Origin of the sequence: Niabella aurantiaca DSM 17617, assembly GCF_000374125.1 — a bacterium.
In the GTDB taxonomy this organism is placed as follows: domain Bacteria; phylum Bacteroidota; class Bacteroidia; order Chitinophagales; family Chitinophagaceae; genus Niabella; species Niabella aurantiaca.
This window is the reverse complement of record NZ_KB893631.1, coordinates 74,024-87,622: the sequence shown is the minus strand read 5'-3', so window position 1 is coordinate 87,622 and position 13,599 is coordinate 74,024. Positions and strand designations below refer to the sequence as shown.

Below are 13,599 nucleotides of genomic sequence, written 5' to 3'. Positions count from 1 at the left end.
CCCGTTACCGGTTACATGGTGATCTTTGAGGCAACTGCGGGAGGCACGGCGTTTTTATTCACCAGGATGCTGGTGGTTTTAAACCGTACATAAGCCTTGGTCACATGCAGGTAACCTTTATAATCGTTACCGGTACCCCAGGAGTTTTTGACAATATAGTATTCCTTTCCGTTCTGATCTTTTGCAAGTCCTACGATGTGCATGCCATGATCATCGGAGGTCTGGCTGTTCTCGATGCCGATCTGCCGCAGCTCCGGTGTGATCTCGGGCTCCGGTTTGGGACCGTTGAACAGCTCTTTCTTTTGGGCATCTGAAATCTTCTTTATATACGAGGTGGGGTTTTGCGGTACAAATGCCACCCCGTTGGGCCAGCTGAAATAGGGCTCGGAAACATCGGTGCCCCACGCAACCGTATAGCCGTTCTTTAAAGCATGGTCGATGACATCGGTGATGGCTGTGGGTGGAATATTGTAATCCCACTGGAAGGCCCAGTTGTCCGGTACCATCATCATGGCTTTTTGCCAGTAGGGTGTATTGTTTTGCGAAATGAACTCGATGTAATTATTGGGATCGAGTCCCACCACTTCTTTTGCAAAGCTTTGCGGGGTGTAGCTTTTGTGCTGATAGGTGAACATTGGAGGTACTGCTCCCAGGTAGGCATCCAGGGTAGCCGAAAAAGCCTTTTTCCAGTTGGGGGAAAGTACGCCTGCGGGATTTTTGATCACCGCATCCAGGATGGCTTTTAACACAGCCTGCATCTCGCTGAAATTATTGGTTTTGGCGTCGTTCAGCAAGCCGGTATAAGCTTCCTCGGGCACGATGCCGTATTTGGCGTACATATTGATCACATCATGTGGTTCTCCCCCATCGCCCCAGCTTACGGCTCCGTTCATTTTTACATAATTGGCGGCCTTGTCCTCATATGATTTACGGGCGGTATAGATCTTCGCAAGGGGTACCGGCTTTTTTCCGGCCTTAATCATTTCCGACTCCAGGAATGAATTGGTAGAATAACTCCAGCAGGTGCCGGAAGACCCCTGGTTCTCTACCGGTGTTACTGCAAGATTGATGATGTTGGTGAACCGGAAACCGGTGCTGTCGCTGCTGTTGCCGCTGATCTTTTTGATCAGGTCATCCTGGGCATGCAGCCAGCTGCCGCCGGCAACGGTTACGGACAGCACAGCCGTTAAGAAAAACTTTCTACGCATTTTATTAAATTTATCGGTTGTTTTTAAAGCGGGCTCCGCTTCAGCAATACTTAAATTCCGGCAAAGAAAAGGTTGTTACTTCAAATACTACAGAATTTTTTATGAACGGCAGCCGGTTTATGGGTTTGCTTCAGAAACCGGAGGTAAATCAATAGCCGGGATGGCAGAAAAGCTTGTTTAAAATTGCTTCCGGTTACCGCCTTCCCGGCTCAATAGTACATTGGAGACATCCCATCGTTTCAGGAATGCCTATGCATACATTTCCTGGCGTAATACTTTTACCCGCTCATCCTCCAGGTACTCATCAAAGGTGCTCAACCGGTCGATAATGCCTTTAGGGGTCAGTTCAATAATACGGTTGGCCACTGTTTGCATAAAAGTATGGTCATGACTGGTTAATAGTACAATGCCATTGTAAACCGTGCACTGTTCGTTGAAGCTTTGGATGCTTTCCAGGTCCAGGTGGTTGGTGGGCTGGTCCAGGACGATCACATTGGGACTTTGCAGCATCATTTTGCTCACCATACAACGTACCTTCTCGCCACCGCTTAATACATTCGTTTTTTTGAGCACCTCTTCCCCGCCAAAGAGCATCTTGCCCAAAAAACCGCGGAGGAACGGCTCATCAACATCCGTAACATGTGGTGGCACGAACTGACGCAGCCAGTCCATCAGATTCAGGTCCGATTGAAAGAATTTACTGTTTTCGATGGGCAGGTAGGCAGAAGTAACCGTGGTCCCCCATTCAAAATGTCCTGCATCTGCTTTTGTTTCACCATTAATGATCTCAAAGAATTGGGTCACCGCCAGCGGGTCCTTTGAAATAAAAGCAATTTTATCGCCCTTGTTCACACTAAAAGTTACCTTATCAAAAAGCACCCGGTCTCCTGTTGCCGATCTAAGTTTTTCCACATTCAGGATCTGGTTGCCCACTTCCCGCAGCGGCTGGAAGATTATACCAGGATATTTACGATAGCTGGGCTCAATTTCCTGGAAATCCAGCTTCTCCAGCGCTTTTTTCCGGCTGGTGGCCTGCTTGCTTTTTGAAGCGTTGGCGCTGAAGCGGGCGATAAAATCGAGCAATTCCTTTTTCTTCTCTTCGAGTTTTTTGTTCTTATCACTGATCTGGCGCGCCATTAATTGCGAGCTTTCATACCAGAAAGAGTAGTTTCCGGTAAAGACCTTGATCTTCTGGCGATCCACATCGGCCACGTGGGTACACACCGCATCCAGGAAGTGACGGTCGTGGCTTACGACCAGTACGATGTTCTCATAGTCTGCCAGGAAGTTTTCGAGCCAGCCGATGGTTTCAATATCCAACCCGTTGGTAGGCTCATCCAGCAGCAGGATATCCGGATTGCCAAAAAGGGCCTGCGCCAGCAATACCCGCACTTTCATGTTGGAAGGGATGTCTTTCATCAGCATCTGGTGCAGCTCATCTTTTACGCCGAGGCCATTTAAAAAAGCTGCCGCATCGCTCTCCGATTCATATCCGCCCATTTCTCCATATTCGGCTTCCAGCTCAGATGCTTTCATGTAATCGTCTTCCGTAGCATCGGGGTTAGCATAAATGGCATCCCGCCGCAACATGGTATCCCACATTTTTTTATGCCCCATCAGCACCGTGTTCAGCACCGTCTGCTCATCAAACTCAAACTGGTTCTGTTTCAAAACCGCCATGCGTTCACCGGGCGTAATGGAGATGGTGCCTTTATTGGCCTCGATCTCCCCGCTTAAAATTTTCAGAAACGTTGATTTACCGGCTCCGTTGGCTCCGATAACGCCATAGCAGTTCCCCTTTGTGAAGTTCACGTTCACATCTTCAAACAATACCCGCTTGCCGTAAGCCAGCTTCAGATCCTTTACACTTATCATGAGTCCGTCTTTATTTATCAGTTTTCAAAAAGTGGTGCAAAGGTAGCGTAAAGTTTAAAGGTTTAAAAGTTTATGGGTTTAAAAGTTGGGGAAAGAGGCCCTGCGCCATACATGTTCCGGGTGCCGACGGGCTGCCGGATAGCAGCAGCACCGGAGTGCAACGGAGGTTTAGCGGATAGCCGGAACCGCTGCCCGGCCCTGCACTGCGGTCAAAAGCCCATAAAAAAGATCCCGCCTCTTTTGAAGCAGGATCTTTTATTGAACGGCCAATCTATGAACTATTGACCATTAACTATTCACTATTAGTAGCCCATGCCACCCATATCCGGGCCGCCTGGCATTGCAGGAGCCGCTGCTTTGGGTTCGGGTTTGTCTGCAACCACACACTCGGTAGTCAGCAACATACCCGCAATAGAAGCTGCATTCTCCAGTGCAACGCGGCTTACTTTTGTAGGATCGATCACCCCGGCTTTGAACAGATTTTCGTAAGTTTCTGTTCTTGCGTTGAAACCGAAGTCAGCTTTACCGTCTTTGATCTTCTGAACAACGATGGAACCGTCGATGCCGGCGTTGTCAGTCAGCGTGCGTACGGGGGATTCCAGGGCACGTTTTACGATCGCCATACCGGTTGCTTCATCTTCGATCTGGCCTCTTACTTTAACGTCCAGGCTTTCAATAGCGCGGATATAGGCTACACCACCACCCGGTACAATGCCTTCTTCAACCGCAGCTCTTGTTGCATGTAACGCATCATCCACACGGTCTTTCTTCTCTTTCATTTCTACTTCTGTAGCAGCACCTACGTACAGTACCGCAACACCACCGCTTAATTTAGCCAGGCGTTCCTGTAATTTTTCACGGTCGTAGTCGGAAGTCGTATTTTCAATCTGCGCTTTGATCTGGTTTACACGACCGGTGATGTCGGCTTTTTTACCTTTACCGCCTACAACAATTGTATTGTCTTTGTCGATCGTAATGGAAGAAGCCTGACCCAGTGAAGAAAGCTCAGCGCTTTCCAGCTTGTGTCCCAGGTCTTCAGAGATCACGGTACCGCCGGTCAAAATAGCGATATCGGTCAGCATTTCTTTTCTTCTGTCGCCAAAGCCCGGAGCTTTAACAGCAGCCACTTTCAGGGTGCCACGCAGTTTGTTCACCACCAGGGTAGCCAGTGCTTCACCTTCCAGGTCTTCTGCAATGATCACCAGCGGGCGGCCGCTTTGCGCTACTTTTTCCAGGATGCCCAGGATGTCCTTCATCGTGCTGATCTTTTTGTCATAGATCAGGATGTAAGGACTTTGTAATTCAGCCTCCATTTTTTCGCTGTTGGTAACGAAGTAAGGAGAAATGTAACCGCGGTCAAACTGCATCCCTTCTACTACATCTACAGTAGTATCGGTACCTTTTGCCTCTTCTACGGTGATCACTCCTTCTTTACCTACTTTGCCAAATGCCTGAGCGATCAGCTCACCGATCTGTTCGTCGTTATTGGCAGAAATGGTGGCAACCTGCTTGATCTTTTTGCTGTCGCTGCCTACGGTCTGGCTTTGCGCTTTCAGGCTTTCCACAACCAGGGAAACCGCTTTATCAATACCACGCTTCAGATCCATAGGATTGGCACCGGCAGCTACCATGCGCAGTCCTTCGCCGATGATCGCCTGTGCTAAAACGGTAGCAGTCGTAGTTCCATCTCCTGCGATGTCCGCAGTTTTGGAGGCTACTTCTTTTACCATCTGGGCGCCCATGTTCTCTACTACATCTTCCAGCTCGATTTCCTTTGCTACGGTAACCCCGTCTTTTGTTATTGCGGGTGCACCAAATTTTTTCTCTAATACAACATTCCGGCCCTTGGGTCCTAATGTAACTTTTACGGCGTTGGCTAAAGAGTCCACGCCTTTTTTCATTTTATTTCTTGCTTCAATATTGAAGAAAAGTTGTTTTGCCATTTTTTTACTTAGTTTGAAAATTTGGAAATGTGGAAAATGTGAAAATGTGTCTAAATCACAATTCCATTTTATTATTTAGGATCTTGCATGACTGATGTGTTAATTTTCCTATTTTTCACACCAGCACATTTACACATTAATTATACAATCGCCAGGATATCGCTTTCTCTCATAATTAAAAGATCTTCACCACCGATCTGGATCTCGGTACCGGCATATTTACCATATAATACGGTGTCGCCGGGTTTTACTGTTACAGGTTCGTCCTTTTTGCCAGGACCCGCGGCCACTACAGTACCGCGCTGGGGTTTTTCTTTAGCAGTATCAGGAATAATGATGCCGCCTGCTGTTTTTTCTTCTGCTGCTGCTGGTTTTACAATTACCCGGTCGTGCAAAGGGGTAACAGTTGTTTTTTTAGCCATAATCGTACTGTTTTTTAAAATTTTAATTTAAAGTGCCAAAATGTAATTTTTGGGCTGCTAATGTAGCATAAATAGTATGCCATCCCATTCTAAAATGCAATTTTTTCAGTTTCAACCCCGATATTTTGGGAAATAGGCCGTTATTGATTTCCATTCCTGTCAAAATAGCACTTTACCGGAACGGCTATAAATCTTTTTAAGCTGCGGTTTTTTCTTCAATAAAGTATAAATCAACTATCTTCGCAGCCCCAAAAAGAGTTCATTCAATCAATGATTAGCAGAAGAAATATCAGGGTTAAGGTGATGCAAACCCTTTATGCGTGCAGTGCGGAAACCGAACAGACCAGCAAAGTACCCCATCCTTCAAAAATATTAGACCAGCATTTCAGTCAAACCCGCAGCCTGTTCGTGTACCTGATCTACTTTATGACCCAAATTGCCCGCTATGCAGAAAAGGACGCACACAAACGGGCCAGCAAATACATTCCCTCTGCCAACGACCTGAATGTAAATACCAAACTGGCCGGCAGCGGCCTGCTTTGGCAGATCCTTGAAGACAAGCAGCTGGAGGAACAGCTGAAAAAGGAAAAGCCGGAAGGATCACTGGATGAGGAGCTTGTAAAGAAAATTTACAATCAACTGATAAAAACCTCTGAATATCATCACTATATATCAATAAATCAGCAAAGTAAACAGGAAGACCGGAAGATCTTCGAATTTATCCTGAACGACTATATGCTCGGAAATGAGGATTTTATCAATCACATTGAAGAGCTGTTCTCCAACTGGAGCGATGATGGGGAAATGGTGGTGCAACTGCTGCAAACCTATCTGCACAAGCCTGGATCTGCAAAGTTCCAGGAAATCGTAAGCGCAGACAAAGCCCGTTTTGCCCATAACCTTCTGACTACTGTTATCGATAAGAACGATTATCTGCTGGAATTGATCACACCGAAGCTGAAGAACTGGGATCCGGAGCGGATCGCTTTGCTGGATATGGTGATCATGAAAATGGGCGTGGCGGAGTTCCTGTATTTTGAAACCATCCCGCCAAAAGTTACGATCAACGAATACATCGATCTTGCCAAGGAATACAGCACTGCCCAGAGCGGGCATTTTGTAAACGGTATCCTGGATAATATCCATAAAGAGCTGATGCAGGAAGGACGTTTAAAGAAAACGGATTACAAGAAGGCCTGAGTGCCGGCGGAAACAGCGCGTATTTTTGAGAAATTTTAAACTTTTTTGCTGCGGCGATGTAAATCAACGGGGAACGGCCAATAAAAACAGGGATTTGTGATACACCCGTGCCGATTTTGGACTAAGTTTGCACTTTCAAAAAAAATTGATATAAATGAAAAAGGGGTTACTCATTTTTGTTGCAGCCGCAACGCTTATTGCTTGTAAGAACACATCCGGAAAGGGCGATGCTGCTTCCGGCGACAGTATTACAGTGGCACAAAAGGAAAAGGCATTAACAGATTCTGCAAACTTTACGACAGTTGTCTGGGTAGATTCCACATTTAAGGATATTGGCAAAGTAAAGAAAGGTCAGATCGTTGAGATTCCGTTCGTTGTAAAGAACACCGGCACCAAGCCGCTGGTCATCGCCTCTGTAAGCCCCGGTTGCGGATGTACGGTTGGTGAAAAGCCTGAAGAGCCCATTATGCCCGGTGAAGAAGGAAAAGTAGTGGCCAAATTCAACAGCGAAGGTCAGGCCGAAGGCGCCCATAACAAAAATATGACGGTGCGCGCCAATACGAAACCCTTCACTGAAACCGTTCTTAATTTTAGAGTAGAAGTAGTCAATTAATCAAACGCGTAAAATAGAAATGACAAATGTATTATTGCAGGCGCAAGCTTCGCCCGGCCCTTTTGGATCTATGACAACCATGATCTTCATGTTTGGAATGATCATCGTTTTCTGGTTGTTCTTTATCCGTCCGCAGTCTAAAAGAGCAAAAAACCAGAAAAAGTTCATTGAAGACCTGCAAAAGGGTGATAAGATCGTAACCATCGCCGGTATTCATGGTAAGATCAGCCAGGTAAACGAAGATGGAACGCTGAGCATTGAGGTAAGCCCCGGGAACTATATCAAAATTGAAAAGTCTGCCATCAGCATGGACTGGACCAATCAATTGAACAAAGGAACCGCTACCCCGGCTAAGTAGCTGTCAGCTTTCAGCGGATCATATAATTAGAAACAGGAACACGGCAACGAAATATTTTTGCCGTGTTTTTTTGTTACATTGTTTTTTAGCCACATAGACATTGAATTTTTTAGGACCATTTGAAATGGGCGACAGGAGCATGGTTGCAATATAAAAGGACCGTGTTGCTGCGCCTCAGTGGCAAGCATAGGAGGTTCGGAACGCGGATATTTTCCCGGGTCCGGCAGGACAGCCACTGATTCCGTTTGGCATCAGCATCCATTTCATAAAAATAAACTTCATGCTTAAAGTTGGTATTACCGGGGGGATCGGAAGCGGTAAAACGCTGGTGGCATCCATATTTCATACGCTGGGTATTCCGGTGTATGATGCGGACAGCGCCGCCCGGCAACTCATGAACAGCAGTCCGGAGATCCGCGAACAGGTTACCCGGTTGTTTGGAGCCGATACCTATAAGAACGGGCAACTGGATCGCCAGCTGCTGGGAACAAGGGTATTTGGCGATCCGCAAAAGCTCAAACAGCTTAACGAGGTGGTGCACCCGGTTACCATCCGCAACAGCCAGGAATGGTTTACCCGGCAAACCACCCCTTACGCTATTAAAGAAGCGGCTATTTTTTTTGAAAGCGGAAGCGATCAGTATGTAGATTATATGATCGGTGTAACGGCATCGGAAGCCCTGCGCATCCGGCGCACTATGGAGCGCAGCCACCTTACGGAAACCCAGGTGCGGGAACGGATGCGCCAACAGATGGACGAAGCCGAAAAAATGCGCCGCTGTCATTTTGTGATCGACAATAATGAAACGATCTCCCTGATCGCACAGGTGATGAATATACATAAAAAATTACTGACGTTGGGCAGACCCGACACACCGGCGTGATCGGACAGGAAGCATTGGTCTGCAGATTGTCGTGGGATTTGTCTGCGCAGATCCTATCCAATGAACTTGTTTATGGCGCACGGATAGCACAGACTTTCCCGCAGATTTGTATTGGATCGTTTTAAGTCTGTAAGCTCTTTTTAGATATGGGCCAACTGTCCGCGGCCGCGTTTTATATTTTAATACCTTGGTCAGCCAGAAAATATATATCAATCTGGTTGCCACCACTTACTTTTGCCAAACCGGTTTCCATCTGCCGGATCAAGAATATCAGCGGTATCCGCTCCGGACCGGGCAGGTTTCGCCGGAAATGAGCCGACATAAAAAAAGGGCCGTATCTTTGAACCTTTTATAAACGGTCCTGTTTAAAGGTATTGTTGTCAACAATCGTGTTGCGAAAACTGACCATATTACTCGTTTTTGTTTTTTACAGCCTGGCCTCCTTTGGGGTTAGTCTGAATTTCTTTTATTGCTGTGGCAAACTGAAGACCATATCCCTGAAGCCTGCGGCCTCGGAAACAGAGGACTGTCCGGTTCAAAAAGGTAAAAATTGCTGTGAGCATAAAAAAGTCGAAGCCCGGGTTTCGGTAGATCAGCAAACAAACGGGTCGCCCGTTCTGGTGCTGGCACAACCCGGCGGTTTTTTTGTTACCCCTCCTGCCCTGTTCGGCAATATACCAGAGCCGGTTTTTACCATCCTGCTGATCCGGCCTCCTGCCGATCCTCCGGAGCGTCAGCCCGAAGACTGTTCCCTCCTTTTCCGTGTTTTTAGAATATAGAACGAACAACACTCCCGTTTGCAGGCTGGTGTTCTACCAGCCCTGTTGTTATTCTATTTTTCTAAAAATGAATTCATGAACTATCGATATCTGATTCTTCCGCTGCTGCTGGTCACAAAGATCGGCATTGCTCAAAAAAATATAAAGACCGAGTCTTTTAAAGTGCTGGGTGCCTGCGAAATGTGTAAAGAACGAATAGAGGCAGCCGTCCTCGATCGCAAGGCAAAGACCGCAAAATGGGACCCGGTTTCCCAAATGCTTTCAGTAAGTTACGACTCTTCCAAAGTTACCGGTACGCAACTTCGCAGATCCCTTGCTGATGCGGGTCATGATAACGGGCTGTTTAAAGCTTCCGATGCCGTGTACCAGGCCCTTCCGGCCTGTTGTCATTATCACCGGGATGCCGGTGAGGCAACTGTGAAAACAAGGCAGATCATTACCGGCGTGGTGCTGGAAGAGACCAACAAAGGAAAGATTCATCCTATTGCCCATGCTACGGTAAAAAGCCTGCATGCCAACCAGCATTTTGTTACAGACAGTACCGGGGTCTTTCGCCTTGAAACGGAGTTGCCCACCCATATTGCGATCAGCTATGTAGGATTTCAATCCGATACCATCAGCGTAAAAAGCCCGGAAATGCTTACCATCATCCTGAAGAATGCCTCTACCGGCAACCTAAAGGAAGTCATCGTAAGTTCGAAGAACCCCTCCACTTTTGTGTCGACCATGAGCATCCTGAATACCCTCAATATGGGCGCGAAGGAGCTGACAAAGGCAGCTTGCTGCAATCTTTCCGAAAGCTTTGAGACCAGCCCTTCGGTGGATGTCAGCTACAGCGACGCCGTTACGGGCGTAAAACAGATCCGGCTGCTGGGGCTATCCGGCAATTATACGCAGCTCCTAACCGAAAATGCCCCGGAGATCAGGGGGCTTATGGCACATTACGGGCTCACCTATATTCCCGGGCCCTGGATCGAAGGCATTCAGCTGACCAAGGGAACCGGCTCCGTGGTCAACGGCTATGAAAGCATTGCCGGACAGATCAATGTAGAAGAAAAGAAACCGGACAATTCAGAACAATTATTTGTAAATACCTATGTCAACACCATGGGACGCCTGGAAGCCAACATCAATATGGCTCAAAAGTTAAATGATCAATGGAGCACGGCACTCCTTACCCATGGCAATTACAGCGATACAAAGATCGACCATAACGGGGATGGGTTTAAAGACCTGCCCACGGGCTCTCAGTGGAACCTGATCAACCGCTGGAAGTACAGGGATAACAACGGCTGGATCGTTCAGCTGGCGCTGAAAGCCCTGAATGACCGGCGTTTTGCCGGGCAGATGGACTTTGACCGTGACCGTGACCGGCACACTACAAATTACTACGGTGTGGGCATTGACGCCAGGCAGTACGGATTTACCGGAAAGGTTGGTTACGTATTTCCGCAACACAAATATAAAAGCCTGGGGCTGATCCTGTCTGCTGCACAATACACCAATAACGCCTATTACGGACCAACGGAATACAGCGGCAGGCAAAAGAACCTGTATGGCAATCTGATCTATCAATCCATCATCGGTACCACGGATCATAAGTTCCGGACCGGGTTCAGCTTCTCTAATGAAAACTACAATGAACAGTTGAACCAGCAGATTTTTAAGCGGAATGAGATCGTACCGGGCGCTTTTTTTGAATATACCTATACAGCGTCCGATAAACTCACCGCCATTGCCGGGCTGCGCCTGGACCATCACAATCAGTACGGGTTCATCACCACCCCCCGTGTACATCTGAAGTATGATCTTGATGCCCGGACCAACCTGCGGTTATCGGGTGGGTCCGGTTTCCGTGTCAGCAATATTTTTGCCGAGAACGTAGGCGTTTTTGTAAGTGCCCGCAAATACGAGATCCTCAGTTCTACATCTGCATACGGCTACGGGCTGGATCCCGAAAGAGCCTGGAATTACGGCCTTAACTTCATACACCATTTTACCCTGGGCAACCGCAAAGGTTCCCTTGCACTGGATGCCTACCAGACCCGTTTCTCCAACCAGACAGTGGCGGATCTGGATGCTGATCCGCAGGCCATCCGGTTTTACAATTTAAACGGCAAATCGGTTTCCAGCAGTGTACAGGCCGAGCTGAATTATGAATTGCTGCGGAAACTGGAGCTGCGCCTGGCATACCGCTGGCTGGAGGTACAAACACAATACAGACAGGGACTGCTGGACAAGCCTTTCACGGCGAAGCACCGGGCCTTCATCAACCTGGCGTATGAGACCCGTAATAAATGGAAATTTGATTATACCACGCAATGGTTAAGCCGGAAGCGCATTCCCAACACGGCTTCCAACCCTGCCGGCCAACAAATGGAAGCCTGGTCGCCTTCATTCTTCCAGATAGCGGCCCAGTTAAGTAAGCAATTCAGCAAACAGTGGGAGGCTTATATCGGTGGCGAGAACCTGACCGGTTATGTGCAGCATTACCGGATCATTGATGCGGAAACACCCTTTAGCCCGTATTTTGACGGCTCCCTGATCTGGGGGCCGGTAACCGGGCGGATGTTCTATGCCGGTATGCGTTTCCGGATCCCGTAAGGAATAGGTCTCAGATACCCCCCCGATTTTATACCGGGTGTGTCATGCTCAAATTTTCACATTTTCAAATTCGCTCCGGGGGCAATTTGGCACGGGATTGGTTTAATTAGAACGTGCGGGCCTGAAAAATGGACGGCCCGGCTTATTTTTTACCTTTAAATAAAATGCCATGGAAGAAAACAAAGAGTCATTTCTGGACAAAGCCAAGGACACCTTATCCGACCTGAAAGAAAAGGCAGGCGATGCCTGGGATAAGGCAAAAGACACACTGGAAGATGCATGGGATGCCACCAAAGAAAAAGCCGGAGAACTGAAAGACGACATCCAGGAAAAAATAGCCGATGTCAGCGCCCAGGGTACCGCCGCTAACGATACAGCGGATGGAGCCAAAAAAGCCGGCGAAAACCTGAGCAGTAAGCCAGACAGCCTGTAAAAATAAACAACACATAAACAAAACACCCATCGAAGCCGTCTCAATTGAGGCGGTTTCTTTTTTGGCGGGGCCCGGGCATATTTTGGCCTTCCGGTTCGTCAGAAATCACTTAAATTGCTGCATGGATACATCGCTTATCGACGAACTGAACGACAAACCGTCCCGCAAAAAATTGCTGTATCCGGTAAACCCGGAGCTTTCGGCCTATTTAAAGCACCAGGGCCGGGAAGTGAAGCTCCCCATATCTCATAAGGACCTGCTGAATTTTACCTGGTCTATCCCCATTAAAGACCGCGATGGAAACTATACGCACTGGGAAAAAGCCATTTATGATAAGCGCGACTGGGATTTTTTAAAAGAAGGCCTTGTAAAGATCTATGCGATCCTGAAAACGGAAGGTGATATGAGCTTTGCCGATCAACTGGACGTGGCGCGCATCGACTATTGCAATTTTGGCAACTCCCTGCCCTTTCGCATCCGCATTATCAATAAATTCAACGCCAACTTTGACCACTATTATATGAAGATCACGGATGCCTCCCGCATTTACGGGCTGGAAATGGAGCATATCCTCTCGCCTAACCGGATCACTTTTTATACGGACGGCGGTACCCTGGTGGAAGAACATATTCCGGGGTTACCGGGGGATGTGTTTCTCAGCCAGTACCTGGATCATCCGGAAACGAACAAGACCCGCTTTGCCAAGGAATTTGTAAAATTTAACGAACGTTGTTTCGGGCGCTTACTGGGCGATATGCGCAGCTACAATTTTGTGATCGTAAGCACTCCGGATATTGAAGGATACCAGTACCGTATCCGTGCCATCGATTTTGACCAGCAAAGCTATGAAGGCAGGAAAAGTTTATATATGCCGCAGTTCTTTAAAGAAAATAACCGCTTTGTACAAACAGTGCTCGCCCATCTGAATAAAGAATCCATCGAGCAATATAAGGCGGAAGAACGTTCTTCCATGGCCTTCCGGGTGGCGGCCGGCCGTTTCCGGCTGATGGAACTATTGAACATTATGTCGCGGGACATCATCGCTCCCATTGCCAAGCAAAAGCAACTGGCCGAACAGCTGAACCAGCATTTTCATACCGCGGCCTTCAGCCGTTGCAATTCCATGGGGCAGATCCTGAAGCTGCACCTGAAATACATGCTCCGGGAGAACCTGAAACTGATCCAGGAAAAGACCCGGTCCCTCAAAAAACCGGTGTATCCGCCCGTTTCCAGAAATATTGGAAAATGATCAATATATTACCGGGAATAGCAGAAAATTTC

General features: G+C 47.6%; 12 protein-coding genes. 8 read left to right on the top strand and 4 right to left on the bottom strand.

Annotated elements, in window-relative coordinates; genetic code table 11:
- Window positions 1–11 precede the first annotated feature (11 nt).
- From B160_RS0111760 to B160_RS0111735, 4 genes are all read right to left on the bottom strand, one after another.
- Window positions 12–1,208 (bottom strand): C1 family peptidase, encoded by a 1,197-nt coding sequence (locus tag B160_RS0111760; RefSeq protein ID WP_018628114.1) that lies wholly within the window; start codon window positions 1,206–1,208, stop codon window positions 12–14.
- A 249-nt stretch (window positions 1,209–1,457) separates the two neighbouring features.
- Window positions 1,458–3,083 (bottom strand): ABC-F family ATP-binding cassette domain-containing protein, encoded by a 1,626-nt coding sequence (locus tag B160_RS0111750; protein WP_018628112.1) that lies wholly within the window; start codon window positions 3,081–3,083, stop codon window positions 1,458–1,460.
- Between the two features lie 302 nt (window positions 3,084–3,385).
- On the bottom strand, window positions 3,386–5,026 hold the full coding sequence (groL, locus tag B160_RS0111740) for a chaperonin GroEL (RefSeq protein WP_018628110.1): 1,641 nt from the start codon (window positions 5,024–5,026) through the stop codon (window positions 3,386–3,388).
- 140 nt (window positions 5,027–5,166) lie between these two features.
- Window positions 5,167–5,448, bottom strand: coding sequence for a co-chaperone GroES (locus tag B160_RS0111735; protein WP_018628109.1), 282 nt, complete (start codon window positions 5,446–5,448; stop codon window positions 5,167–5,169).
- 270 nt (window positions 5,449–5,718) lie between these two features.
- Here B160_RS0111735 and nusB point away from each other — a divergent pair, with 270 nt between their 5' ends.
- From nusB to B160_RS0111690, 8 genes are all read left to right on the top strand, one after another.
- On the top strand, window positions 5,719–6,648 hold the full coding sequence (gene nusB, locus B160_RS0111730) for a transcription antitermination factor NusB (RefSeq protein WP_018628108.1): 930 nt from the start codon (window positions 5,719–5,721) through the stop codon (window positions 6,646–6,648).
- 154 nt (window positions 6,649–6,802) lie between these two features.
- On the top strand, window positions 6,803–7,261 hold the full coding sequence (locus tag B160_RS0111725; protein ID WP_018628107.1) for a DUF1573 domain-containing protein: 459 nt from the start codon (window positions 6,803–6,805) through the stop codon (window positions 7,259–7,261).
- A gap of 19 nt (window positions 7,262–7,280) precedes the next feature.
- Entirely contained in the window at window positions 7,281–7,619 is a 339-nt protein-coding gene (yajC, locus tag B160_RS0111720) for a preprotein translocase subunit YajC (RefSeq protein WP_018628106.1), read from the top strand.
- 280 nt (window positions 7,620–7,899) lie between these two features.
- Window positions 7,900–8,502, top strand: coding sequence for a dephospho-CoA kinase (coaE, locus tag B160_RS0111715; protein ID WP_018628105.1), 603 nt, complete (start codon window positions 7,900–7,902; stop codon window positions 8,500–8,502).
- 377 nt (window positions 8,503–8,879) lie between these two features.
- Complete coding sequence (locus tag B160_RS0111705; protein ID WP_157558021.1) at window positions 8,880–9,281, top strand: HYC_CC_PP family protein; 402 nt, start codon at window positions 8,880–8,882, stop codon at window positions 9,279–9,281.
- Between the two features lie 75 nt (window positions 9,282–9,356).
- On the top strand, window positions 9,357–11,885 hold the full coding sequence (locus B160_RS0111700; RefSeq protein ID WP_018628102.1) for a TonB-dependent receptor domain-containing protein: 2,529 nt from the start codon (window positions 9,357–9,359) through the stop codon (window positions 11,883–11,885).
- A gap of 169 nt (window positions 11,886–12,054) precedes the next feature.
- Window positions 12,055–12,318, top strand: a complete 264-nt coding sequence (locus tag B160_RS28960; protein WP_018628101.1) for a YtxH domain-containing protein — start codon at window positions 12,055–12,057, stop codon at window positions 12,316–12,318.
- Window positions 12,319–12,439: 121 nt separating this feature from the next.
- Window positions 12,440–13,567 carry a hypothetical protein gene (locus tag B160_RS0111690; RefSeq protein ID WP_018628100.1) on the top strand — a complete coding sequence of 376 codons (1,128 nt, stop codon included), beginning with the start codon at window positions 12,440–12,442 and terminating at the stop codon, window positions 13,565–13,567.
- Window positions 13,568–13,599 lie beyond the last annotated feature (32 nt).

Coding starts and splice junctions, on each gene's coding strand:
- nusB (WP_018628108.1), top strand. CDS start 5,719: ATGATTAGCAGAAGAAATATCAGGGTTAAGGTGATGCAAACCCTTTAT.
- yajC (WP_018628106.1), top strand. CDS start 7,281: ATGACAAATGTATTATTGCAGGCGCAAGCTTCGCCCGGCCCTTTTGGA.
- B160_RS0111700 (WP_018628102.1), top strand. CDS start 9,357: ATGAACTATCGATATCTGATTCTTCCGCTGCTGCTGGTCACAAAGATC.
- B160_RS0111690 (WP_018628100.1), top strand. CDS start 12,440: ATGGATACATCGCTTATCGACGAACTGAACGACAAACCGTCCCGCAAA.
- B160_RS0111735 (WP_018628109.1), bottom strand. CDS start 5,448: ATGGCTAAAAAAACAACTGTTACCCCTTTGCACGACCGGGTAATTGTA.
- B160_RS0111760 (WP_018628114.1), bottom strand. CDS start 1,208: ATGCGTAGAAAGTTTTTCTTAACGGCTGTGCTGTCCGTAACCGTTGCC.
- groL (WP_018628110.1), bottom strand. CDS start 5,026: ATGGCAAAACAACTTTTCTTCAATATTGAAGCAAGAAATAAAATGAAA.
- B160_RS0111750 (WP_018628112.1), bottom strand. CDS start 3,083: ATGATAAGTGTAAAGGATCTGAAGCTGGCTTACGGCAAGCGGGTATTG.
- B160_RS0111725 (WP_018628107.1), top strand. CDS start 6,803: ATGAAAAAGGGGTTACTCATTTTTGTTGCAGCCGCAACGCTTATTGCT.
- coaE (WP_018628105.1), top strand. CDS start 7,900: ATGCTTAAAGTTGGTATTACCGGGGGGATCGGAAGCGGTAAAACGCTG.
- B160_RS28960 (WP_018628101.1), top strand. CDS start 12,055: ATGGAAGAAAACAAAGAGTCATTTCTGGACAAAGCCAAGGACACCTTA.